Source organism: Hydrogenophilus hirschii, assembly GCF_054656675.1.
In genome coordinates, this window is record NZ_BAAHXQ010000001.1 from 1,390,758 (window position 1) to 1,414,818 (window position 24,061).

Annotated in this window: 25 protein-coding genes and 1 tRNA gene; 20 read left to right on the top strand and 6 right to left on the bottom strand. The window is 60.6% G+C overall.

Features of this window, described 5'->3' with window-relative positions; all coding sequences use genetic code 11:
• Window positions 1–50: 50 nt before the first annotated feature.
• Both flgC and flgB read right to left on the bottom strand, forming a co-directional pair.
• Window positions 51–455 (bottom strand): flagellar basal body rod protein FlgC, encoded by a 405-nt coding sequence (flgC, locus tag ACYQ4Z_RS06790; protein WP_119335515.1) that lies wholly within the window; start codon window positions 453–455, stop codon window positions 51–53.
• 12 nt (window positions 456–467) lie between these two features.
• Window positions 468–881, bottom strand: coding sequence for a flagellar basal body rod protein FlgB (flgB, locus tag ACYQ4Z_RS06795; RefSeq protein ID WP_119335516.1), 414 nt, complete (start codon window positions 879–881; stop codon window positions 468–470).
• Between the two features lie 46 nt (window positions 882–927).
• Here flgB and flgA point away from each other — a divergent pair, with 46 nt between their 5' ends.
• The 4 genes from flgA (at window position 928) to ACYQ4Z_RS06815 (ending at window position 3,417) form a co-directional block, all read left to right on the top strand.
• Window positions 928–1,716, top strand: a complete 789-nt coding sequence (gene flgA, locus ACYQ4Z_RS06800) for a flagellar basal body P-ring formation chaperone FlgA (protein ID WP_170141314.1) — start codon at window positions 928–930, stop codon at window positions 1,714–1,716.
• 68 nt (window positions 1,717–1,784) lie between these two features.
• A complete protein-coding gene (flgM, locus tag ACYQ4Z_RS06805; protein WP_119335518.1) occupies window positions 1,785–2,111 on the top strand; it encodes a flagellar biosynthesis anti-sigma factor FlgM in 327 nt (108 codons plus the stop codon).
• Entirely contained in the window at window positions 2,108–2,614 is a 507-nt protein-coding gene (locus ACYQ4Z_RS06810) for a flagella synthesis protein FlgN (RefSeq protein ID WP_119335519.1), read from the top strand. The genes flgM and ACYQ4Z_RS06810 overlap by 4 nt, the downstream gene beginning before the upstream one ends.
• A gap of 20 nt (window positions 2,615–2,634) precedes the next feature.
• On the top strand, window positions 2,635–3,417 hold the full coding sequence (locus tag ACYQ4Z_RS06815; RefSeq protein ID WP_119335520.1) for a ParA family protein: 783 nt from the start codon (window positions 2,635–2,637) through the stop codon (window positions 3,415–3,417).
• Window positions 3,418–3,465: 48 nt separating this feature from the next.
• Here ACYQ4Z_RS06815 and ACYQ4Z_RS06820 read toward each other — a convergent pair whose 3' ends face one another.
• The gene (locus ACYQ4Z_RS06820) at window positions 3,466–5,691 is read right to left on the bottom strand and encodes a UvrD-helicase domain-containing protein (RefSeq protein WP_219972734.1); all 2,226 of its coding nucleotides are present in this window, start codon (window positions 5,689–5,691) and stop codon (window positions 3,466–3,468) included.
• Between the two features lie 329 nt (window positions 5,692–6,020).
• Here ACYQ4Z_RS06820 and leuS point away from each other — a divergent pair, with 329 nt between their 5' ends.
• The 10 genes from leuS (at window position 6,021) to plsY (ending at window position 14,725) form a co-directional block, all read left to right on the top strand.
• Window positions 6,021–8,657 carry a leucine--tRNA ligase gene (leuS, locus tag ACYQ4Z_RS06825; RefSeq protein WP_459860425.1) on the top strand — a complete coding sequence of 879 codons (2,637 nt, stop codon included), beginning with the start codon at window positions 6,021–6,023 and terminating at the stop codon, window positions 8,655–8,657.
• Entirely contained in the window at window positions 8,644–9,159 is a 516-nt protein-coding gene (locus tag ACYQ4Z_RS06830) for an LPS-assembly lipoprotein LptE (protein ID WP_219972732.1), read from the top strand. The genes leuS and ACYQ4Z_RS06830 overlap by 14 nt, the downstream gene beginning before the upstream one ends.
• Window positions 9,156–10,202, top strand: coding sequence for a DNA polymerase III subunit delta (holA, locus tag ACYQ4Z_RS06835; protein WP_219972730.1), 1,047 nt, complete (start codon window positions 9,156–9,158; stop codon window positions 10,200–10,202). Before ACYQ4Z_RS06830 ends, holA begins: the two co-directional genes overlap by 4 nt.
• The gene (locus ACYQ4Z_RS06840) at window positions 10,199–11,485 is read left to right on the top strand and encodes a glutamate-5-semialdehyde dehydrogenase (protein WP_219972729.1); all 1,287 of its coding nucleotides are present in this window, start codon (window positions 10,199–10,201) and stop codon (window positions 11,483–11,485) included. Before holA ends, ACYQ4Z_RS06840 begins: the two co-directional genes overlap by 4 nt.
• A gap of 78 nt (window positions 11,486–11,563) precedes the next feature.
• On the top strand, window positions 11,564–11,863 hold the full coding sequence (locus ACYQ4Z_RS06845; RefSeq protein WP_459860427.1) for a chalcone isomerase family protein: 300 nt from the start codon (window positions 11,564–11,566) through the stop codon (window positions 11,861–11,863).
• Complete coding sequence (locus ACYQ4Z_RS06850; RefSeq protein WP_459860492.1) at window positions 11,824–12,150, top strand: chalcone isomerase family protein; 327 nt, start codon at window positions 11,824–11,826, stop codon at window positions 12,148–12,150. The genes ACYQ4Z_RS06845 and ACYQ4Z_RS06850 overlap by 40 nt, the downstream gene beginning before the upstream one ends.
• 54 nt (window positions 12,151–12,204) lie before the next feature.
• A complete protein-coding gene (locus ACYQ4Z_RS06855; protein ID WP_119336134.1) occupies window positions 12,205–12,714 on the top strand; it encodes a methylated-DNA--[protein]-cysteine S-methyltransferase in 510 nt (169 codons plus the stop codon).
• Entirely contained in the window at window positions 12,681–13,625 is a 945-nt protein-coding gene (xerD, locus tag ACYQ4Z_RS06860; protein ID WP_459860428.1) for a site-specific tyrosine recombinase XerD, read from the top strand. The genes ACYQ4Z_RS06855 and xerD overlap by 34 nt, the downstream gene beginning before the upstream one ends.
• Before the next feature lie 75 nt (window positions 13,626–13,700).
• Window positions 13,701–14,066, top strand: coding sequence for an H-NS histone family protein (locus ACYQ4Z_RS06865; protein ID WP_219972726.1), 366 nt, complete (start codon window positions 13,701–13,703; stop codon window positions 14,064–14,066).
• Window positions 14,067–14,068: 2 nt separating this feature from the next.
• Window positions 14,069–14,725, top strand: coding sequence for a glycerol-3-phosphate 1-O-acyltransferase PlsY (gene plsY, locus ACYQ4Z_RS06870; RefSeq protein WP_219972725.1), 657 nt, complete (start codon window positions 14,069–14,071; stop codon window positions 14,723–14,725).
• On the opposite strand, the gene tsaD is transcribed toward plsY, so the two are convergent.
• On the bottom strand, window positions 14,655–15,665 hold the full coding sequence (tsaD, locus tag ACYQ4Z_RS06875; protein WP_219972724.1) for a tRNA (adenosine(37)-N6)-threonylcarbamoyltransferase complex transferase subunit TsaD: 1,011 nt from the start codon (window positions 15,663–15,665) through the stop codon (window positions 14,655–14,657). The genes plsY and tsaD overlap by 71 nt on opposite strands.
• Window positions 15,666–15,765: 100 nt before the next feature.
• Here tsaD and rpsU point away from each other — a divergent pair, with 100 nt between their 5' ends.
• From rpsU to ACYQ4Z_RS06895, 4 genes are all read left to right on the top strand, one after another.
• The gene (gene rpsU, locus ACYQ4Z_RS06880) at window positions 15,766–15,978 is read left to right on the top strand and encodes a 30S ribosomal protein S21 (protein ID WP_219972723.1); all 213 of its coding nucleotides are present in this window, start codon (window positions 15,766–15,768) and stop codon (window positions 15,976–15,978) included.
• A 74-nt stretch (window positions 15,979–16,052) separates the two neighbouring features.
• Window positions 16,053–17,846: a DNA primase gene (gene dnaG, locus ACYQ4Z_RS06885; protein ID WP_459860429.1), complete on the top strand. Its 1,794-nt coding sequence runs from the start codon at window positions 16,053–16,055 to the stop codon at window positions 17,844–17,846.
• A gap of 91 nt (window positions 17,847–17,937) precedes the next feature.
• Window positions 17,938–19,995 (top strand): RNA polymerase sigma factor RpoD, encoded by a 2,058-nt coding sequence (rpoD, locus tag ACYQ4Z_RS06890; protein WP_459860430.1) that lies wholly within the window; start codon window positions 17,938–17,940, stop codon window positions 19,993–19,995.
• 44 nt (window positions 19,996–20,039) lie between these two features.
• Window positions 20,040–20,112: transfer RNA gene (locus tag ACYQ4Z_RS06895), tRNA-Ile, on the top strand.
• Window positions 20,113–20,147: 35 nt separating this feature from the next.
• Here the strand turns inward: ACYQ4Z_RS06895 and ACYQ4Z_RS06900 are convergent.
• Entirely contained in the window at window positions 20,148–20,642 is a 495-nt protein-coding gene (locus ACYQ4Z_RS06900; protein WP_219972720.1) for a hypothetical protein, read from the bottom strand.
• 41 nt (window positions 20,643–20,683) lie between these two features.
• Between ACYQ4Z_RS06900 and ylqF the strand changes: the two genes are divergently transcribed.
• Both ylqF and ACYQ4Z_RS06910 read left to right on the top strand, forming a co-directional pair.
• Window positions 20,684–21,664, top strand: a complete 981-nt coding sequence (ylqF, locus tag ACYQ4Z_RS06905; RefSeq protein WP_438438188.1) for a ribosome biogenesis GTPase YlqF — start codon at window positions 20,684–20,686, stop codon at window positions 21,662–21,664.
• Window positions 21,609–22,247, top strand: coding sequence for a hypothetical protein (locus ACYQ4Z_RS06910; protein WP_197713641.1), 639 nt, complete (start codon window positions 21,609–21,611; stop codon window positions 22,245–22,247). Before ylqF ends, ACYQ4Z_RS06910 begins: the two co-directional genes overlap by 56 nt.
• 54 nt (window positions 22,248–22,301) lie before the next feature.
• On the opposite strand, the gene ACYQ4Z_RS06915 is transcribed toward ACYQ4Z_RS06910, so the two are convergent.
• Complete coding sequence (locus ACYQ4Z_RS06915) at window positions 22,302–23,984, bottom strand: sulfatase-like hydrolase/transferase (RefSeq protein ID WP_459860431.1); 1,683 nt, start codon at window positions 23,982–23,984, stop codon at window positions 22,302–22,304.
• Between the last annotated feature and the right edge of the window lie 77 nt (window positions 23,985–24,061).

Below are 24,061 nucleotides of genomic sequence, written 5' to 3' on the forward strand. Positions count from 1 at the left end.
CTCCTTTTCGAATTTGGGCGAACCGCCCCTCACGTTATCTAAAGTGGGCGTTACTGCCCGATCGACAATGTTTTCTTTAGCAAATCTCGTGCCGTATTCATCACTTCGACATTGTTTTGGTACGAACGAGACGCTGAAATCATGTTCACCATCTCTTCCACGACATTGACGTTCGGCATGCGCACATACCCGTTGGCGTCTGCTGCCGGGTTGTGTGGGTCATAGACCATGCGGAAAGGGGCGGCGCTCTCTACGATCTCTTTGACCCGCACCCCTTTTGCCACCTCACCCTGAATCGGACGGACTTGAAAAACTACCTGCTTACTGCGATAGGGTTGTCCGTTTTCGTCGACCACACTCTCGACGTTCGCGAGGTTCGACGCGGTGGTATTCAACCGCACCGACTGCGCCGAAAGCGCGGAACCCGCCACCTGAAAGACATTCAACAGACTCATCGCTCACGCTCCTCATTGCCCTGTGATTGCGGTGCGCATCCCCCGCAACAACCGGTTGATGAAGTTGAGACTCGCTTCGTAGTAGAGGGTGGTTTCCGCAAACGCGGCGCGCTCCTGATCCATATCGACCGTGTTGCCATCGACACTGCTCTGGAGTTCGGTGCGATAGCCGGTAAAGGCGTCAAGCGGCAGCGCCGCTTCTTGAGTGCCCGCAAGGTGTGCAGGATGCGTACGCTTCAGTTCCGGAGCCGAAACTCCCCGTTTTTCTCGCACCGCCCCCAACGCAGCGCGAAAATCGAGATCTTTCGCTTTATAATGGGGCGTGTCGGCGTTGGCGATATTCGACGCGATCATCTGCTGGCGTTGGTTGTGCACCCGCAGTGCGGCGCGTTGAAACGCCAAGACCTTTTCCATTTTGTCCACCATGACTCTGCTCCTTCCAAACGACCCACCCACTTCACAAGCAGGTTGCATGCCAGACAGAATATCGCGCCGCGTTCCATCCGAACGGCAAAAAAAAGCGGCTTTTTTTCGGCAATTGGCCAGTTTTGCCGCGGCAAAGGTTGCCGTTCTCTTTTTTTTCACCCTCATCGTAAGCGCGCCACCCGCGCGCGCAGCAGCGGACCAAGCGGAGCCGACCGTACTGTCACAAACCGAGCTGACGCGGATGGTCGAAGATGCGGTTACCCCGTTACTGCGCGGCATCGAGGACCGTGTCACGTTTGAAATCGCCTCCCCATCGGTATTGGAAAACCGCCCGGCCTGTACCGCAGCGCAAGTCGACGTTCCGCCCGGCCAACGCCTTTGGGGACAGATCATGGTGACACTGCGCTGTTTTGCGCCCGATCCCTGGACGGTCTACGTGCCGGTCTACGTTCGCCGCTTCGGCACCTATCTTGTGACCACACGCCCGCTGCGGCACCGGGAAACCGTAACCGCCCGCGACGTTCGACCCGTGGAAGGGGAGCTCACCACGCTACCCGAAGACGTCGTGCGCGCCACTTCCGAGGCGGTAGGAAAAGAGTTGCGCGTGAGTGTCGCACCTGGGCAACCTTTGCGAAGCAGTTGGCTCGTCGCACCACTTGTCGTGCGCAACGGACAAAACGTCACCGTGATCCAACATGGCAAAGGTTTCCGCGTCGAAACCGAAGGACGCGCGATGAATAGTGCCGCTCAAGGCGAAGCGGTGCGCGTGATGCTGCCCAACCGCCAGGTGATCGAAGGCAGCGCCACAGCCGACGGCGCAGTGGTCGTCGAATGAAAAACGGCTCAAGAATTTTCCGCGTGAACCGTTAACTGCGAATACCGGAATCGAGGAGCGGGAAACCGATGAAAATCGACAAACCAATTCTGCCACCTGGCGGAGACCCTTCAGTGCGCGGGACTCCATCGACGCGCAAGCCGGAACCGGGCCCAGGAGGGGGTCGTCTGCCTCCTCCTCCATCGGCATCGGCGGACGAAACCGTTGCGCTCTCTTCCCGAGCGAGCCTTCTGGCGCGAGCGGAGCAGATGATGAACGAGGTTCCCGAAATCGACTGGCAGCGAGTCGAGACGCTGCGCGCCGCGATTCAAAGCGGTCAATTCCGGATCCACCCGGAAAAAATTGCCGACAGCTTGGTGCGTGAAGTCGAAGCATTGCTCCATTCCGAATCATGAGCGAAGCGAAGCTGCCCGCGCCCACCGCGACCCAGCAGACCCTCCTTGCGCGCATACTCCAAGAGGAAATCGCGGTGCTGAAAAGCTTTCTGACGGCACTCGACGCCGAACGGCGCGCCCTGCACAGCAACGACCCCGCAGCGATCGAAGCGGCCGTCACGGAAAAAAACCGCATCGCCGACCAGCTTCAAGGGTTCGAGCGCCAGAAGCTGCGGGTGGTGGCAAGCACTGTTGCCGGTGCCGAGTCGGAACAGAAAGCGGTGCTCACCGCGTGGCAACGGTTGCCGCCGCTTGCCGACGCGTGGCATGCAGTGTGTCAACTGGCCAGACAATGTCAGGAGCGCAACCAAGAAAACGGGGTATTGCTGCGAGAGAAACAGCATTTCGTGCAGCAAGCGCTCGACGTGTTGCTCCACAGTCAAGAGCGCCTGAACATCTATGATGACAAAGGGCAATCGCGCTTGACCCTCACGGGGCATTCCCGGAAAATCGGTTCGGCGTGAATGCGTAACGAAGGGGTACGATGGAGCGGTTCGTCATCTTCAACCAAAAAGGGGGCGTAGGCAAATCGACGCTTGCGGTCAATTTGGCGGCAATCGCTGCGGCACAAGGGCATCGCACCTTGTTGATCGACCTCGACCCGCAGGGCAACGCCACGCTCTACGCGCTGGGTGCCATTGAGTCGCCCAAACCCACGCTTGCCGATTACTTCGATCAAACGCTCAATTTTCGCCTCAACCCCTGGCCCAGCGAAGCGTTCGCCCACCCCACTCGGTGGTCCAACCTGGCGGTTGCCGCCAGCGATCCCGAACTGGAAGCGCTCCTGCCCAAGCTGGAGAGCCGCTACAAAATCTTCAAACTCCGTGACCTTTTGGATCAGTTGGCGCCGGCATTCGATCGCGTCTATCTCGACACGCCGCCTGCCCTCAATTTCCTGACCCGCTCTGCGCTCATCGCAGGCCACCACTGCCTGATCCCCTATGACTGCGACGATTTTTCGCGCCGGGCGCTGCTGCAACTCGCGGAAACGGTAGCGGAAATCCGGATCGACCACAACCCGCGCTTGGCCATCTTGGGCATCGTCGTCAACCAGTACCAAACGCGGGCCGGGGTGACGCAACGCGCCGTGGCGCAGCTTGCCGAATCGGGATTGCCGGTATTGGAACCCTTCTTGACTTCGTCGGTGGTGGTGAAAACGTCCCACGAACGGCGCGAACCCCTGATCGCTTTTGCCCCGAAACACCCCTTGACGCAAAAAATGGTTGCGCTCTTCGCCGCGATCGAAGCCCGCGTTCCCCAGTCGTAACGCACTATTGACTGCTGCCGCTCCGGCAACCCCCAGTACCTTTCCCGTTTACAACGCTTCGAGCTTCGCCACGCTCAAGAGCAACCGTTTGACCCCGACACTAGGGCCGAAACGAACCGTTGCCTGTTGGTGCACACCGCTGCCTTCCACTTGAAGAATCACCCCTTCGCCAAACTTGGGATGACGAACCGCTTGTCCTGGCTGCCACGAGGAACCGGGCCGATCACCCGACGTGTGCGCAGATGGCGGGGAAGACGCCGCGCTCGACTCGGCGTCCCATCCCGGCGCACGCGGCTTGCGCCCCGAAAGCGGCAACAACAGCGTTTCGGGAATCTCGGTAACGAAACGGGAAACCGGGCGGTAACGACTTGCGCCATGCCAAAACCGGCTTGCCGCCCAACTCAAATAGAGCCGCTCTTTGGCACGAGTGACCGCTACGTACATCAACCGCCGCTCCTCTTCCAGGCCGGCACCGTCGCCGCCAAAATTGGGGAGCGCATTTTCGTGAGGGAATACCCCATCTTCCAACCCGACCAAAAAAACAGCGCCGAACTCCAGCCCTTTCGCGGCATGCACCGTCATCAGACGCACCGCGCGCTCGTGACTCCCTGCTTGCATTTCCCCCGATTCGAGCGCGGCGTGCTGAAGAAACAGGGTGAGCATCTCGTGCCCGGTCGCCGTGATGCCTTCGCGCGCCATCTCGGTGACGAATTCGTGGCCCGCATCAACGAGCGCCGCCAGGTTCTCCAGCCGCTCTTCGCGCGCTGCGCGATCACGCGTAGCTTCTTCGGCAAAAAGGGCCTGTAAGCCGCTCTTTTCGATCACGAGCGCGATCGCATCCGGAAGCGGCAACGTCGCGGTGGCATCGCGCAGCTCGTCGATGAGCGCCGCAAAGCGCTGGACAGCCGCGCCGCCGCGACCACCAAGCTTATTCGCCGCGGCCTCCCAATGCCCTTCGCTCTCAGCCGCAGCGAGCAACTGTTCGACCGTTTTCGCCCCGATACCCCGTGCCGGCACGTTGATCACCCGCAAGAGCGCATTGGTGTCGTCCGGCAACACCAGAAGACGCAAATAGGCGATCGCGTGTTTGATCTCCGCGCGGTCGAAAAAGCGCACCCCCCCATAGACACGATACGGAATCCCCGCAGCCAAGAGGTGATGCTCGAAAACGCGCGACATCGCATTCGTGCGGTAGAGCACCGCAATCTCGTCGGCACTCCAGCCGTCGCGAATCAGTGCGCCGATTTCATCGACGACAAATTGCGCCTCTTGCCCTTCGTCCATCGCCTCGAAGGTGCGGATCGGCTCCCCTTCGCCGCGATCGGTCACGAGTTTTTTCCCCAACCGGCTCGCGTTGTTGGCGATGATGGCGTTCGCTGCAGCCAGAATGTTGCCCGCCGAACGGTAGTTGCGTTCGAGCCGCACGAGCTCCGCTTGGTATTCTTGCTGAAAGCGCGCCAGCAACGCGCTCATCGCGCCGCGAAAGCCGTAGATCGCCTGATCGTCGTCCCCGACGCAGAAGAGCCACGCCCCCACCTCACCGGTAGCGACATCGCATGCCAACTGTTGCAACCAACGGTATTGCAACGGGTTGGTGTCCTGGAACTCATCGACCAAGACGTGCTGGAAACGTTGGCGATAGTGCGCCCGCAAGGTTTCGTTGCGGTGCAGCAGTTCGAGCGCCCGCAAGAGCAATTCGGCGAAATCGACCACCCCTTCGCGCGCGCACGCGGCTTCGTACTCCTGCCACAAGGTGAGGAACAATTGCCCGCGCGCGCCTTGTGGCGCGAGCTCCTCCGGTCGCTCCCCGCGTTCTTTGTGGGCGTTGATGAACCCGACGAGTTCGCGCGGCGCCACCATCGCTTCTGGGACCGCCAGACGCTTGAGCAGCCGTTTCACCAACGCCAACTGGTCGGCCGCATCCAGAATCTGGAACGCCGTCGGCAACCCGGCTTCGGTGGCATGACGGCGCAACAGACGGTGCGCGATGCTGTGAAACGTCCCCAACCAAACACCCCGCTGCCCATCCACCGCTGCTGGCACCACCAATTGTGCCAACCGCTCGCGCATCTCCCGCGCCGCCTTGTTGGTGAAGGTGACTGCCAGAATCGCGCCTGGATCGACCCCTTCCCGCTCGATCAACCACGCAATCCGGTGGGTCAACACGCGCGTTTTTCCCGAGCCGGCGCCAGCCAACACCAACGCATGGCCAGGCGGTAGGGTCACCGCACGCCGTTGCTCGGGATCCAGGCGGTCCAGCACACCGTCGGTCATCACGCATCCTTTTCGCCGTACCAGGCGCGATTGTACCCAAGCCGCCCTACTGCCCCCGCTCACGTGGGGATCCCTTCAAGAAAAATCGCGAGAACAAGAACAAACGCTCAAAAAGACTGAACCGAAATTCTTGCCTTATCACTTTTGATGCGATAATATTCGCGATTACACTGTTTCATGGTGATCTCCTCCTTTCTTTTGAGTGGTTTTGTCTCCCTCCCTCTCCATCTAACCCATGGAGTTCCCGCCCGCGCCCTTCGCGCGGGCTTTTTTTTGCCGCTTGCCTTCGCGCTATACTTCGATTCTTACGCGCATGGCAAGGAATCGCGATGAAAGAGAAGTACGACGCCTTTTCGATCGAACAGACCGTCCAAAACGAGTGGGAAACCACGCAACCCTTCGCGGTGGCCGAAGACCCCAACCGCCCGAAGTTCTACTGCCTCTCGATGTTCCCCTACCCCTCCGGCAAACTCCACATGGGGCATGTACGCAACTACACGATCGGCGACGTACTGGCCCGAGCCAAACGGATGCAAGGGTTCAACGTGCTCCAACCGATGGGGTGGGACGCATTTGGGATGCCCGCCGAAAATGCCGCGCTTCAAAACGGCGTACCCCCCGCGCAATGGACCTACAGCAACATCGCCTATATGAAGGGGCAATTGAAACGGTTGGGTTTTGCGATCGACTGGCAACGCGAACTCACCACCTGCCGCCCCGAATACTACCGCTGGGAACAGTGGCTCTTCAAACGGCTCTACCAGAAGGGGTTGATCTACCGCAAGATGGGCTGGGTCAATTGGGACCCGGTCGACCAGACGGTGCTCGCGAACGAACAGGTGATCGACGGCCGCGGGTGGCGCAGCGGTGCGCTCGTGGAAAAGCGCGAAATTCCCATGTACTACATGCGCATCACCGCGTACGCCGAAGAACTGCTGCAAGGACTCGAAACGCTCCCCGGTTGGCCGGAACAAGTCAAACGGATGCAAGCGAACTGGATCGGCAAGAGCGTTGGCGCCGAGGTTCGGTTCCCCTACGACGAAGGCTCGATCGGCGAAAGCGGTGTGCTCACTGTCTTCACCACCCGTCCAGACACCTTGATGGGCGCCACCTACGTCGCGGTCGCGGCCGAGCATCCGCTCGCGACGAAAGCCGCGCAACACGACCCGCAATTGGCCGAATTCATTGCCGAATGCCGCCGGGGGTCGGTCGCCGAGGCCGACCTCGCGACCATGGAAAAGAAAGGGATGCCAACCCCCTATTTCGTGCGCCACCCCATCACAGGCGAAAAACTCCCCGTCTGGGTTGCGAATTACGTCTTGATGGCGTACGGCGAAGGGGCGGTGATGGCGGTGCCCGCGCACGACGAACGCGATTACGCCTTCGCGCAAAAATATCGTCTGCCGATTCGCCAAGTCATTCGTCCCGACGGCTTCACCGGCACGATCGACGGCAGAGGCCCATGGGAAGAGACCTTTGCGGCCAAAGGGACACTGGTCGACTCCGGCCCCTTCACCGGGCTCACGTCGGAGCAAGCGTTCGACGCCATCATCGCCGCGCTCGCGGAAAAAGGGCTGGGTCAGCAGCGGGTCCAATATCGCTTGCGCGATTGGGGGATCTCACGCCAACGCTACTGGGGTTGCCCAATTCCGGTGATTCACTGCGACCACTGCGGTGAGGTACTCGTCCCCGACGAACAACTCCCCGTCGTTCTGCCCGAATCGGTCGAGATCACCGGTCGCGGCTCACCGCTAGCTGAACTCGCCGACTGGGTCAACGTCCCCTGCCCCGAATGCGGGCGACCCGCACGGCGGGAAACCGACACGATGGACACCTTCGTCGAATCGAGTTGGTATTTCCTGCGTTACTGTTGTCCCGACAACGACCAGGCGATGGTCGACGACCGGGTCAAGTACTGGATGCCCGTCGACCAATACATCGGCGGAATCGAGCACGCGATCCTGCACCTACTCTATTCTCGCTTCTTCACCCGTGCGATGCGGGACCTTGGGCTCATCCCCTTTTCGGAACCCTTCACCAACCTCTTGACACAGGGGATGGTGGTCGCCGAAACCTTCTACCGCGAAAACCCAACAACTGGCAAAAAAACCTGGATCAATCCGGCCGACGTGATCCTGGAACGCGACAGCAAAGGTCGACCGATCTCCGCGGTACACCGCGTCGATGGCAAACCGGTCACCATCGGCGGCATCGAGAAGATGTCGAAGTCCAAAAACAACGGTGTCGACCCACAAGCCCTCATCGACCAATACGGCGCCGACACCGCGCGCTTCTTCATCATCTTCGCCGCGCCGCCGGAAGCGCAGCTCGAATGGTCCGATGCGGGCGTCGAAGGGGCACATCGCTTCTTGCGCCGTGTTTGGGCGTTCGGCGTTCGCTACCGCAACGAAATCGCGCCCCAGCTTCCCACGACCGCTGAGGCGCGTAGCGCGACGCTGCGGCAACTTGCCGCGCCCCTTGCTGCGGCACGGCGCGAATTGCACCTCATCCTGGAACAGGCGAACCGTGACCTGGCGAAACTCCAATTCAACACCGTCGCAGCCGCGACGATGAAAATGCTCAACCTGCTTGAGCGCCTGCCCGATGGTGACGCAACCGAACGCGCGGCGCTCGCGCACGAAGGGTTCTCGATTCTCCTCAGAGTGCTCGCACCGATTACCCCGCACGTCACCGAGATCCTGTGGCGCGAATGCGGCTTTGGATCGACACTGCTCGACGCGCCATGGCCCGAAGTCGATTCCGACGCGCTCACGGTTGCCGAAATCGAACTCATCTTGCAGATCAACGGCAAGACCCGCGGCAAAGTTGCCGTCCCGTCCGATGCTGCCGAATCTCTGATTCGCGAACGTGCCCTGGCGCACGAACTCGTCCAGGCGGCACTCGATGGGAACGAACCGCGGCGTGTGATCATCGTTCCAGGAAGGCTCGTCAATGTCGTCGTTTGATACCCAGCGCCGCCGCATATTGATGGGCGTTGCGCTCTTGCCAACGCTTCTTCTTGCGGCATGCGGCTTTCGGCCGCGTCATTACGTGGGGTTAGAGCACCGCGCGCTCCACTTTCGCTTCGACCGCGCCGCCGCGCTCGAACCGCTCGTTCAGGAGATGCTCGCGGGCACACCGGCAACGGTGGTCACTGACCCCAAAGCCGCGGACGCGACGGTCGTTTTGGGGCCGCTCGAAGAGGCACGGGAGATCATCGCGCTCTCTGCCAGCGGGACGGTTCGCGAATACGCGTTGCGCAGCGTCCTGACCGTTCGCCTCGTCGACCGCGCAGGCGAAGAGCGGCTGCCGCCAACCCGCCTCGTTGCCGAACGGGACTACAGCTACGACGACAGCCGCATCGCGGCCCGCGCTGAAGAGGAGCAGGTGATTCTCACCGACATGCGGCGCGAACTCCTCAGGCGTGCCCTCTTGCTCGTCGACCGTCGGCTTGTGGCGCGCCCATGAAATATCCCGCTGCCCGCCTGCCACAGCTCTTGACCCGCAGCCCGTTTCCCCCACTCTGGGCGGTGACGGGCGATGAGCCGCTCCTCATCGAAGAGGCCGCCGACGCGATTCGCACGCACGCCAAAGCAGCCGGGTTCACGGCGCGGGAACGGGTCGTCATCGACAAAGGAGACGCGCTCGCCACGCTCACGCCCACCACCGAGAACCTCTCGCTGTTTGCCGAAGCGCGCTTGCTGGAGCTCCGCTTCCTGGTTCCCCCGCAGGGCAAAGAGGCACCCCTCTGGTTTGCCGCCCTCTGCGACCGGCCACCGGAAGCCACCGTCACCCTGCTGATTCTGCCCCCGCTCGACTGGGCCACGAAAAAGACACGCTGGTACCAAGCCCTCGAAAAAGGGGCGATCCTTGTCGAAACCCAAGCTCCGAGCCGCACGCAACTGCCCCAATGGTGGGCCGAACGGCTGCACGCCCAAGGGCAGCATGCCTCGCGCGAACTCTTGGCCTATTTGGCTGAATGCAGTGAAGGCAACCTGCTTGCCGCGAAACAACAACTGGTGCTCTTAGCCCTCCTCTTTCCACCCGGCCCCCTACCGGAAGCAGAGGTCCGCGCAGCAGTCACCGAAGTAGCCCGCTTCGACCCGTTCGAACTGCGGCTTGCGGTCCTTACCCGCAACGCAACGCGCGCCGCCCGCCTGATCACCGCGCTGCGCGACGAAGGCGTAGCCGAAGCGCTCGTCCTCTGGGCGCTCGCTGCGGGCGTTCGCGCGCTTGCTCGAGCAAGCGAAGCCGCGGACCCGCGCGCGGTGGATGCGATCGCGAAAAGCGAAAAACTCTTCAGCCCTGTTGAAAAGCAGGCCTTGCGCAGCGCCACCCGATTGGAGTCCGCACAATGCCATCAGTGGCTCCGCCGAGTAGCACAACTCGACCGGATCGCCAAAGGGGTCGAAGCGGGTGACTTCTGGTGCGAAGCCGAACGTCTCGCGCTCGCGCTCAACCCCGCGACGCGCACCTCTGCCGACTTTTCCGTTACCTGGAGCACACTATGACCGAAACCATCGACGCCTATTTCGACCGTCTGGGGCAAGCCGCGCGCACCGCCGCGCAAGCGATCGCGCGCGCGGGCACCGCACAGAAAAACGCGGCGCTTCGCGCGATCGCCGACGCGCTCGACGCTGCGCGTTCGGACCTTACCGCCGCTAACGAACACGACCTACAAGCGGCGCACGCAGCGGGCCTATCGCCCGCGCTGATCGACCGCCTCACGCTCTCCCCCAAAGTGATCGACGCGATGATCGAAGGGCTCGAACAGATCGCGGACCTACCCGACCCAGTCGGCGAAATCCGCGAACTTCGGCAACGCCCCTCCGGTATCCAAGTGGGCCGAATGCGCGTGCCGCTCGGCGTGGTTGGCATCATCTATGAATCGCGCCCGAACGTCACCGTCGACGCCGCGGCTCTCTGCCTCAAAGCGGGCAACGCGGCGATTCTTCGTGGCGGGAAAGAAGCGATCCACAGCAACCAGGCAATCGCCCGGTGCGTTCAGCAAGGATTGGCTGCGGCCCAGCTCCCGGCCACGGTCGTGCAGGTGATCGAACGAACCGAACGCGAACTCGTCACCCGCCTCGTGTCGTCGCCGCAATACGTCGATGTGATTGTGCCGCGCGGCGGCAAAGGGCTCATCGAAGCGGTCGCTCAAGCCGCGAAAGTCCCCGTGATCAAACACCTGGACGGCAATTGCCACGTCTACGTGCACGCTGCCGCGAAACCCGAATGGGTCGTCCCGATCGTCGAAAACGCCAAAACCCACCGCTACGGGGTCTGTAACGCCGCAGAGACGCTCTTGATCGACGAAGCGGTTGCCCCTCGCTACCTCCCCGAGATCGGCGCGATGCTCGCGCGCCACGGCGTCGAGATGCGTTGTTGCCCGAAAGCGTGGTCCCTCTTGCATGCCGCGCCCCAAGTTCCTGCCGAACTGCTCAAACCGGCCACCGAGGCCGATTGGGCGACCGAATACCTCGCCCCGATCCTCGCGATTCGGGTCGTCACCGGGCTCGATGACGCGATCGACCACATCGCGCGCTACAGCTCGCACCACACCGAAGCGATCATCACGGAAGACTACTCGGCGGCGATGCGCTTTTTACGCGAAGTCGACTCCGCGTCGGTGATGGTAAACGCCTCGACGCGCTTCGCCGACGGGTTCGAATACGGATTGGGCGCCGAAATCGGCATTTCGACCGACAAATTCCACGCGCGCGGCCCCGTAGGCTTGGAAGGCCTGACCAGCGAAAAATGGATCGTACTGGGACACGGCACGATCCGCCGCTGACAGGCGAACAACCCCGTTGACCGGCGGGGCGATGAGCGTTACGATATCATCTCATTCAAACGTTTTTTGGAGGAGAAAATGGTTCGTACGCTCATCGCCCTCATCCTTTCCTATGCCCTGCTCGCCGCCGCGCCGGCACAAGCAGAAATCAAGCTGGGCAGCGCCACTTTCCCCGAATCGATCACCCTCGACGGCACGCCGCTCCATCTCAATGGCGCGGGAATCCGCAGCAAGGTCATCTTCCACGTCTACGCGATGGGGCTCTATCTGCCGCAACCGGTCACCCAGGCCGAAGCCGCACTCACCAGCCCCCGCCACGCGCGATCCGCATTCAACTTCTGCGCGACCTTTCTGGCGCCACGTTCGCGGACGCGCTGATCGAAGGGCTGAAACAGAATCAACCGCAGGAAGCGCTCACCGCTTATCAAGCCAGCATCGACGCTTTGCGCCAAGCGATCGTTTCGCACAGCGAATACAAAGAAAACAGCGTCGTTTTGATCAGCGAAGACAAAAACGGAACGGTGCACATCACCGTTCAAGACAAACCGTTGGTCGAGCCGATTCAACAACCGGGCTTCTTTTCCCTGCTCCTGAGTATCTGGCTCGGCCCGAAACCCGCACAAGATTCCCTCAAAACCGAGCTCCTCAAAGGGAGCGCTTCCTGACGCGTTTCCTTACCGGTACAATCGTCGCTATACCCGATCCCGGAGATGGCGACGATGCCGCCCCAACCAAAACCCAACGCCACCCTGTGGGTTGTAGCCCGGCCGCTACTCGCCCCCTTTTGGCTGGAAATCGCGGCAACCGAAGACGGCACCGTGATTGCCGCTACGTTTCGCACCGATCCTCCACCGTCTCGTCCGCAAGCGAACGCTCCTGCGGCGATTCATCAACTCAGCCACTGGCTCGACACCTGGCTCGAAGCACCGGCAACCCCACTTTGGCCGCGGGTTGCACCACAAGGGACCCCATTTCAACAACGCGTCTGGAACGCGTTACGAACCATCCCCTGCGGTGAAACACGCACGTACGGTGCGCTTGCCGCGCACTTGTCTACCAGCCCGCGTGCGGTCGGCGCCGCGTGTGGCGCAAACCCCTGCCCGATCGTGATTCCCTGTCACCGAGTTGTCGGCAAAAACGGGGCGCTGATCGGGTTTTCCGGTGGTCATTCCGGTGCCTGGCTCGACCTCAAAGCATGGCTACTCGAGCGCGAAAACGCGCGAACGTGACGCGCGCCAAACCGGTTACGCTTTCCCCCCTCACCCAACAATGGATCGACGCATTCATCGACCACCTGTGGTGGGAAGAGGGGCTGAGCGCAAACACCCGCGCGAGTTACCGCCACGACCTCACCGGCTTTGCCCAATGGCTCGAACAACGCAATGAAACTTTCCGCACGGTCACCGCGGCAACGCTCCTCACCTATCTGGCAGAAAAACCCAGTAAAGCAGCTTCGCAACGGCGCCTGATCGCCTGTTGGCGGAAATTTTTCGGCTGGCTCGTCCGGGAAGGAAAAATGGCGCACAACCCATGCCTGACTTTGACCCAACCGCCTTTGCCGCCCAGATTACCCAAAACCCTCACCGAAAACGAAGTCGAAAACCTGCTGCAGGCCCCGGACCCGGAAACCCTGTTGGGTTTGCGCGACAAAGCGATACTCGAACTCCTCTACGCAACGGGGTTGCGTGTCAGCGAATTGGTCACATTGCACTTGGCGCAATTGCGGCTCCAAGAAGGTTGGCTCATCGCCACGGGGAAAGGGAATAAAGAACGGCTGATCCCTTTTGGGGAATTAACTGGCGAATGGCTGAGCCGTTACCTGCGTGACGCGCGCCCCAAACTCTGCAAACCGCATACCACCGATGCACTTTTTCTCACCCAAAATGGCGGAGCGATGACTCGGCAACGCTGTTGGCAATTGATCAAACGCTATGCCATCGCAGCAGGGATCGACCCGCGCAAAATTTCCCCCCATACCCTACGCCATGCGTTTGCCACCCACTTATTGAATCATGGCGCCGATTTACGCGCGGTCCAGATATTACTTGGCCACGCCGATATCAGTACCACACAAATCTATACCCATGTCGCGCACGCCCGTCTCGAAGCGCTCTACCATCGCCACCACCCCCGCGCCTAATCCTCACGCGCTTGTCAAAACAAACAGTTTTGCTAAAATAGAAACGTTCGTTCAATTTATAAAAGGAATTCCGCTATGGCTCTGCACAATATCCCATTGGAAACGCTCGAAGCCCTTTCCATCGAAGCTTTGGAAGAGCTGAAAAAAGATATCGAAAAAACCATCGTCAAAAAACAAGAAGAGCGGCTCGAACAACTCAAAGAAGAGGTTCGGCAAATGGCCGAACGGCTTGGCGTTCCCTTTGAAACGCTTCTGGAGCGGTTGACCCGCGAACGGAGTGGCAAGGGGCGCAAAAATAGCGCGCCGAAACGCAAACTCCCGTGGCGTTTCCGTCACCCTACCGATCCCGACAAAGGTTGGACGGGCCGCGGTTTGCCACCGAAATGGCTCCAAGAGTGGGAAGCCTCTGGGCGTTCGCGTGAAGAGCTGCGCATCGGCTAACGATGAGTTGGCACATCCTGTTCGCGCTGCTCTTTGGCTACGCGCTCGGATCCGTTCCCTTTGCGCTGATCACCAGTAAACTCTTCGGCTTGCCGGATCCGCGTACTTTCGGATCGAAAAACCCGGGCGCTACCAATGTGCTGCGCACCGGTCACAAAGGAGCAGCCCTTTTGACGCTCATCGGTGACGCTGGCAAAGGCGCCGCTGCGGTACTGATCGCACAAGCCGCGACGCAATCCCCCACCCTGGCGGCTGCCGCAGGGCTCGGCGCTTTTCTGGGCCACGTCTTCAGCTATTTCCTTCGTTTTCAGGGCGGGAAAGGGGTCGCCACCGCGCTCGGCGTCCTGTTGGCGATCCAACCGTTACTCGGCCTCATTGCTGCACTCATCTGGCTTACCGTCGCGGTGGTCTCCCGCTACTCGTCGCTGGCGGCGCTCATTGCGGCGCTCCTTACCCCACCGCTCGCGTGGCTCCTCAACCGCACCCCAGCCGAAGTGGCTCTCGTCACCGTGCTCGCAGTGATCCTCATCGCGCGCCACCATCAAAACATTCGCAATCTTTTGCAAGGGACCGAATCGAAGATCGGCGCTAAAGCGGCAACGGCCAGCGCGGATGGATCGTCACCCGGTAATCCCGCTTCACCGGAAAACCCAACCTGACGCGTTGCGCCGCAGCGTGCGCAATCATCGCTCCATTGTCGGTGCACCACTGCGGCGGGGGAAAGACGACCGAACAGCCTAGCGCCTCCAACTCAGCCGCCAAACGCGCGCGCAACTGCGCATTCGCGGTGACTCCGCCCGCCGCAACCAGACGGCGGGCACCCGTCATCTCGACCGAACGCACGGTTTTAGCCACCAACACGTCGATCACCGCCGCTTGAAACGACGCCGCCAGATCCGCCTTCGCCTGAGGGTCGTCGCCAATCGTTTCGGCAGCAAGCGCCACCGCGGTCTTCAATCCACTGAAACTGAACGCGATCTCCGACGACTGCATAAGCGGGCGCGGCAGTGCATAGCGCGTTGCATCCCCCTGCTCGGCCAGTTTTGCCAACTGTGGGCCGCCCGGATAGCCCAACCCCAGGATTTTGGCGGTTTTGTCGAACGCTTCACCCGCTGCATCATCGATCGTCTCGCCCAACAACCGATAGCGCCCCACGCCTTCGACCCACAAAAGCTGCGTATGACCGCCCGAAACAAGGAGCGCCACGAACGGAAACGCCAAATCGGGCGCAGCCATCAACGGCGAAAGCAGATGTCCTTCCAAATGGTGGATCGGCATCGTCGGAACCCCGCGGGCAAACGCCCAACTCTCGGCAAACGCTGCGCCCACCAAAAGCGCGCCTGCCAAACCGGGCCCCGCCGTGTACGCGACCAGATCCACATCCGCCGGCGTCCAGCGCGCCTGCGTGAGCGCACGCGCGACGAGCAGCGGCAACCGCCGCACATGGTCGCGCGACGCCAACTCTGGCACCACTCCGCCATAATGGGCGTGCAACGCCACTTGAGAAAACAGTTCGTGCGCAACCAGCCCGGAAGCGTCATCCCAAAGCGCCACCCCGGTCTCGTCACACGACGTTTCGATCGCCAAAATCCGTTTCATGCCGCGATTGTACCGAATCCCACCGTGAAAAGCCTTGCCCCCAGTTGCCGCACTCAGGTATAATCGCATGCTTTCCGGTACCAGATTCGAGGAAACATTCATGCCCTACGTGCGTGTCAAAGAAAACGAACCCGCCGACGTGGCGATCCGCCGCTTCAAGCGTCTGGTGGAAAAAGCGGGGATTTTGACGGAACTGCGCAAACGCGAGTTCTATGAAAAACCTTCGGAAGAGCGCAAACGCAAGCGCGCTGCCGCGATCAAACGCTACCAGAAAAAACTGCGGATGCAGATGCTTCCCCCGAAGATGTTCTGATCAATCGCTTTTTCTTTTGCGCGCCACACTGAAGGAGCCGCTGACTTCAGTGTGGCGATTTGCTTTGCGCTGCAATGATCCCGCCTGAGTTCGTCGAAACCCTTCTTGCGCGCACCGACATCGTCGAAGTCATCGGCAAGCGGATCAAACTCAAAAAATCGGGCGTGAACTATTTTGCCTGTTGCCCATTCCACGGCGAAAAAACCCCCTCATTTTCCGTTTCACCCAGCAAACAGTTCTACCACTGCTTCGGCTGTGGCGCCCACGGCACTGCGATCACCTTCTTGATGGAATACGAGGGGATGTCCTTTCCCGATGCCGTCGAAGCGCTCGCCCAAGAAGCCGGCTTAGTCGTTCCCAAAACCCGAACGGGTGACCCAAAAGCCGCGGAAACGGCCCGCAACGAACGCGAACAGTTGTTGCATCTCCTCGAAAAAGCCGCCCACTTCTATCAGCAGCAACTGGCACGCCACCCCGAAGCGCTCCGATACCTGGAACGCCGTGGCATCGGGCGCGACGCGATCCACCACTTCGGCTTGGGATATGCGCCGGACGACTGGCAAGCGCTCGCAGCGATCTTTCCCCATTACAACGATCCCCTCTTGGAAAAAGCGGGCCTGGTGATCGCACAGGACAACGGACGCCGCTACGACCGCTTTCGCCACCGCATCCTCTTTCCGATCCACAACCGCCGCGGACAGGTGGTCGCTTTCGGCGGCCGCGTACTCGACCAAAGCGAACCGAAATACCTCAACTCGCCTGAAACCCCACTCTTCAGCAAAAGCCACGAACTCTATGCGCTAGCGCTTGCACGAGACGCAATTCGCACGCGCGGACACGTGATCGTAACCGAAGGGTACATGGATGTCGTCTCGCTTTGGCAGCACGGCATCGACAACGCGGTTGCGGTGTTGGGTACTGCCGCCACGCCGCACCACGTCCGGACGCTCGTCACCCTCACCGACGAGATCCTCTTCTGTTTCGACGGCGACGACGCGGGGCGCCGTGCCGCATGGCGCGCGCTCGAACAGAGCCTGGAAGCACTCAAAGACGGCGTGACGCTGCGCTTTGCCTTCTTGCCAGAAGGGGAAGACCCCGACTCCCTCGTACGCTGCGTCGGCACGGACGCGTTTCGCGAGCACCTTCAACAGAGCCGCACGCTCAGCCAATACCTGATCGAGACGCTCACGGAAAATGAGTCACTCGACACCCCCGAAGGACGCGCGCGCCTTATCCACCACGCGCAACCGCTCATTGCCCGCATCGCCGCCCCAGAGCTCAAGCGCCAGATCGAACAGGAGATCGCCGAGCGCGCCCGTATCCCACTCGATGACTGGGCGGCCGCGCCAACGCCTCGTGTCGCACCGCGGCGGACACGGACACGCACGCAACCGCATTGGCACGCCACACCGCGCAAAACCGTTGCAACGTTGGGAACGCGTCTTCTACGACTGCTCCTTGCCCACCCGCGGCTTGCCGCGCGCGTTCCCGTCAACTGGCTCGACGCCTCGGAAGATCCCGACCTCCAAGCGGCACAACGGCTTGTCGATGCGATCGAACACGGCGAAATCGCGCCGGAGCAACCGTTGGCTGCGATCCTCTCCCATTTCCAATCGGACGAATCCCTGCGCGCCCGGCTTGAATCTCATGCCGCGGCGCTCGTCGAAGAATCCGCACCCGACGACACTGACCCGGAAAGCGAGCTTGCCGATCTCCTCGATGCCCTCGCTGCCCAGACCCTGCAACGCGAAATCGCTGAACTCATGGCAAAAGCCCGTGTCCAAATGCTCACTGCCGAAGAACGCCAGCGACTCAACACTTTGATTCGCGAGGCCAAGCGCCCACAAAATGACCGGCGCGGCAACTGAAACGCAATCGCAAGGCATTTAGTCCGACTCCATGCTATAATGGTTGGTTATCCCGGTACCACTCCTTCGCCCTTTTCGAGGTAAAAGCGCTATGACGCAAACCAACAAAAATGGCCAAAAACGCAAATCCACGCGACGTACCACAACGGCACGTGCAACCGAACGGGCGCTGATCGAGTCGGTCGCCGCAAGCCAAAGCCCGGAAGACGCCGAAAAACGGCGCAACCAAATCAAAGCGCTCCTGGCGATGGGCAAAGAGCGCGGGTACGTCACCTACGCCGAGATCAACGACCACCTGCCGGACGACATTACCGACGCCGACCAGATCGAAGCGATCGTCACCACCTTCAACAACCTGGGCATCAAAGTCTTCGAGGAAGCCCCGTCGCCGGAAGAATTGCTGATCTCCGATACCGCGCCGGCAATCGCGCACGACGACGATCTCGACGAACAAGCCGAACAGGCGCTCTCCACGGTTGACAGCGAATTCGGCCGCACCACCGACCCCGTGCGGATGTACATGCGCGAAATGGGACACTCTGAACTGCTGACCCGGGAAGGCGAAATCGAGATCGCCAAACGGATCGAAGATGGCCAGCGGAGCATGGTACAGGCGATCGCCGCGTGCCCGCCAACCATCGCGTTCATGTTGGAAACGGTCGAAAAAATCGAAAACGACAAACTGCGCGTCGACGAAGTGGTCGATGGCCTCATCGACAACCTCGACGACATCGTCCCGCCTACCACGGACGAAGAAGACGACGCAGAATCCCTTGACGACGACATCGACGAAGCGCTGGACGAGTCCGACGACGACGCAACCGACGACAGCGACGACACCTTCGACGACGTCAGCGACGAAGACGAAGAGGAAGAAGAGGAAGAAGAGACAAAAGAAGAGCGCGCAGCACGTATCCAGGCCGAGAACCTAGCCACCCTCAAAAAGGGGACGCTCGCCCATTTCGCCAAAATCCGCGAATGGTACCAAGCGCTGGATGCTGCGCTCACCCAAGGCGGAACCCAAAACCCCGAATACCAGAAACTGCGCGATCTCATCGCGCACGAACTGCTGCACATCCGCTTTACCGCGCGCTATATCGAGCAAGTCTGCGACATCGTGCGCGGCTTCATCGAGCAGGTGCGGCAGCACGAGCGGCAGATCCAAAACCTCTGCACGCAAATCGGCACGATGCCGCGGGATCACTTCCTCAAAACCTTCCCTCCGAACGAAACCAACCTCGACTGGATCAAGAACGAGATCGAAGCCGGCCACCCGTGGTCCGAATCGCTGGTGCGGGTCTTCCCCAGCGTGCTCGACGAACAGCAGCGGATCATCGAAATCGTCGAGCGCGCGCGCGTCCCGCTCGACGAACTCAAAGACATCTTCAAACGGATGTCGCAAGGGGAAGCGAAGATGCGCGCAGCAAAGCGCGAAATGGTCGAAGCCAACCTGCGGCTCGTCATCTCGATCGCGAAGAAATACACCAACCGCGGGCTACAATTCCTCGACCTGATACAAGAGGGCAACATTGGCTTGATGAAAGCGGTAGACAAGTTCGAATACCGCCGTGGCTACAAATTCTCCACCTACGCCACCTGGTGGATCCGCCAGGCAATCACCCGCTCGATCGCCGATCAAGCGCGCACCATCCGCATCCCGGTGCACATGATCGAAACCATCAACAAGATGAACCGCATCAGCCGCCAGATCCTGCAAGAGACCGGCGAAGAGCCCTCCCCCGAGGTGCTTGCGGAGAGAATGGGTATGCCAGAAGAGAAGATTCGGCGCATCCTCAAAATCTCCCGCGACCCGATCTCGATGGAAACGCCGATCGGCGACGACGAGGATTCGCACTTAGGCGACTTCATCGAAGACACGTCGGTGCAACAACCGATCGACGCCGCACTGCAAGCCGACCTGCGTGAAGCGATGCGCGAAGTACTCGAACAGCTCAACCCGCGCGAAGCCAAAGTGCTGCGGATGCGTTTCGGCATCGAAATGAACACCGACTACACGCTCGAAGAGGTGGGACGCCAATTCGACGTCACACGCGAACGGATCCGCCAGATCGAAGCCAAAGCGCTCAGGAAACTGCGCCACCCCTCGCGGGCTGAGCTCCTGCGCGCTTATCTTGACAACGAAAGCTGACTCCCTTACGCTCACGCACTGGCCGCCCTTGGCGGCCTTCCTGTGCGCCCATAGCTCAACGGTTAGAGCAGCGGACTCATAATCCGTTGGTTGCAGGTTCGAATCCTGCTGGGCGCATCAAAAAATCAGACTGGCCAGCACCCACCACCGCGCTAAAAGCTGCGTTTCTTGAATTCCGATTCCGTCCGCAAAACCGCTTCACGCAACGCTCGGGCATCGACGAGCGCGTGGTGACGCCGATCTTCGTCCGACAGGATCGACTCCAAGATCGCGTGCCGGCGCGTACCAACCGGAGTCGTCCAATCATTGAGCCAGTGCGCAGCGAGCTTCAGATTCGCGGCGCGATAGGGGGCAATCAGGTCTATAAAAAGCCGCCAATCTTCTCGGACGTCGAAAACGACCGTCAGCGAATCACCAAGCGTCACCAGCCACGCCACAAGGGCTTTTCCCGCCTCGGTCCGCGTCAATCGATGGGTATTCTCGAGCAGCGGCAGGACGAAGTGATAAACGAAATGGGAACAATCGGCAATTCCCCAACCCTCTGCCAATTCGCAATAAAATTCCTGCCCATCCTCGGCGACCAATCCCGCCGAAATCAAACGCGGATCTGTGAAATCAGTAAATTCGGTGTCGAGAAAAACGCGCATACTACGCCCTCCTGTATACACGAAATGATAGGATGATGATTATGGCGATTCAATGGTTTCCTGGACACATGCACGCCACGCGCAAGCGATTGCAGGAAGCGCTTGCCGAGGTCGACGTCGTCATCGAAGTGCTCGATGCCCGCATTCCGGCAGCAAGCCGGAATCCACTGTTGGAGACACTTCGCCGCAGTCGGCAAAAGCCGTGCTTGAAGCTCCTCAACAAAAGCGACTTGGCCGACCCCGAACGCACCGAAAGATGGCGTGCGGCGCTGCAGCAAGAAGCCGGTGTGGCTACGCTGGCGCTCTGCGCCCACCAACCTGCAGACGTGCGCCAAGTGATACCCGCCGCGCAATCGTTGGCACCCCACCGCAATCATCCCACCAAGCCATTGCGGATGATGATCGTCGGCATTCCCAACGTGGGCAAATCGACCCTGCTCAATGCATTACTCAAGCGCAAAGCGGCCAAGGTTGGCGACGAACCGGCGGTGACCAAGGCGGTGCAGCGCTACCACCTGGACGGCTTACGGACCATTTTCGATACGCCGGGCATGATGTGGCCGAAGATCGAAATCGAACACGACGGCTGGATGCTCGCGGCATGCCACGCAATCGGGCGCAATGCGGTGCGTGAAGAAGAAGTGGCGCTCGCGCTCATCACCACGCTTCAGGAAGAGGGCTATGCCGAGCGCATTGCGAAACGATACGGCCTTCCCGAAACTCTGATCACCGCATCCCACCCAGAGACGATCTTGGAAGCGATTGCCGAACGGCGCGGCTGCGTCGCCCGAGGTGGCGTAATCGACTGGGAGCGTGCCGCCCTCGTCTTCTTGCAGGATTTCCGGGACGGCCGCTTGGGCCGAGTGACGCTGGAGACCCCGGAGAGCCGTACGCTGCGCATCGCGCGCGCCACAACCGGCGACAAAAGTGATATGATCGAAACAGCTTCCCGTTGCGATGAGCACCATGACGCCGAAAGCGAAACAACCGACAAAACCGGAAGCGGCGCACCCAAACGGTGACCCCCAATTGGCGCCGCCAAGCCATGAACAGGGGCAGCTCCCCGACCCCGTCCCGGAACACCCGCTCCTTTCCGGCAAACGGGAAATCGGCCGAGGTCGCTTCAGCATCGTCCTCGACGCGGGCCCTGAACGCGTGTACAAAATTGTCACCCATCCCGACGAATACCTCTACTACACCGCGGACGATCGCCCGCAAGGGCCTCATTTTCCTATCGTCCATGCGTACCACGGTATCATCGGCCGTTCGTCGCTCGGCTACCCGATGCACCTCTTCGAAATGGAAAAACTCTACCCACTGCCGGAACAGTCGCCAGCAGGCCAATTGGCGCGCCGTTTGGCCGCCGTCTATTGGGAAATGTGCAAACAGTGGGGCGAACTCAGCCGCAAAATGGGCGCAATCGCGTTACAGCAGATGGTGCAAACGCAACCACCTTTCGACAAGACACTGACTGAGGCCTTGGACGCGTTGGCGCGCTTTATCGAGCAGTACCGGCTGTTGCCCGATCTCATCGCGCAAGACAATTTGATGATGCGCAAAGATGGCACGCTGGTCTTCTCCGATCCCTTGGTGCTGGAAGAATAACGCCTTTTTGCGCGCGTTCCCGAACCGCGTCATTTGCGCCGTTCGTTCCCCCTTTCACGGGTGCCGGCCCGGCGGCACCAGACGCTCGACAACGTCGCAGCGGCCATCTTCCGCAATACGACGCGTCAATTCGATCCAGCCTGCTTTCCCACCGAGATCGGGACCGTTGGTGTAGAGTACCCGAGGCGACTCCTCCGGTGAGTGCACCTCCCACCCCAAAAGCTCTGCGACGAACTGCCCCAATTCGTAGTGCGTGGGCCGACAACGCAACCGTGATGGCCAAGGTTCTGGGATCGTGGCGCCATTCCAGGCGGCGACCACCACGGGAACTTCGCCAGCATGCGCGGTAAGCTGCCCGTGGCCCCAACGGCCGCCTTCACCCAGCAATTCGTTGTGGTCACCGGTAAGGATGAACCAAATCGGCTTGTCCGTTTTGCTTCGTACCGCAGTAACGATCTGCCGTGCCAATTCGTCGAACCAGGCAACAGCGTTACGGTAGGTCGTCTGCATCTGAGCGCTGCGCGACGAGGTATCGACGGGAAACGGTTGCCATCCTGGCGGCAGATAGCGGTCGTACGCCGAATGCGCAACGCGGGTGTGGAGGATCAACAAGGTTTTGTCGCGAAATGGTTCCGCGGCGATGCGTTCGAGTAAGACGCGATCGACCCCCGCTTCGGCACGATTGGGATCGCATCGATCCACGGTGCAGAAATGGTCGGCCGAATCCGCCCGTGTGAAGGTAAACAGGTTGTTGGTCTGAGCCGACTCGACCACGACACGATACCCATGTTGCTTCGCCAGCGAGATCAGGTTACTCTTACCGGTAACCGGAATGTCACTACGCCACGGCTCACGCTGCAGATTGAAAAACATCGGCAACGTCACCTTGGTTGCCACCCCAGCGGACTGCCCGATCGTGACGATGCACGTTGGGCACGTACGCAACGATGCCAGAAACGGCGTAGTGGGTTGCGGGTTACCAAAAGCGCTCATCACGCTTGGATTGGTCGATTCTCCCATCACAAGGACGATCACCCCATCGACCCCCTCGCCGATCGGGCGTACGTGATACGGCTCGCCACTCACTGACTGTGCCGCCGCCAGTGCAGAAATCCCGCCATGCGCTGCGGTTGCGCCGATCGCGTACGACGTGACCAACCAGGCGTTTTTGAGCGCATAACCGTAGGGACGCGGATAGAATGCCTGCGTGTTTTCGGGGTGTCGGTACGCTTTGAGCGGTAACACCAACCACAACGCCAAGAAAAGCATTCCTGGCCACCACCGCCCCTGCACGCCGAAGCGCCGGTTCATTCGCCGCACTGCAGCGAAAACGGCAAGCGGCAAGAGCGGCAGCAGCAGCGCTGCCCAAAAATGGTGGAGCAGCCCAGAAAACGCCACCGTGATCTCGCGCCACTCAGTGAAAAGCAGCACCGGCTCGTGCGGCGCAATGGGCGCACCGTAATAGCTGTAGTGCAGAAATTGTCCCCACTGCGCCGCTGCGAAAAAGAGCGCTGCCATCCAGGCGGCAACCACGGAACGCAATGCCAGCGTCAGTGCGAACCAGAGGCCTACGATTGCGATCGTCAGCCCTTCGGGTTTGACCTGGTAGCTCGGCTCCAACGCCGCAAAAACGTGATCGATGCCCAAATAGACCGCCAGCCAAAGGAGCGTCCCGCCCAGCCAGATCACAACTTGCGCCAAAGCGCGCTGTGCCAGATTTTGCTTCGATGCCATCATTGACTACTCTGCTTCAACGGATCCGTTTTCACCGCGTTCGGCTCTCAACCCGTGGCTCGGGCGCGTTGGGTTGCGCC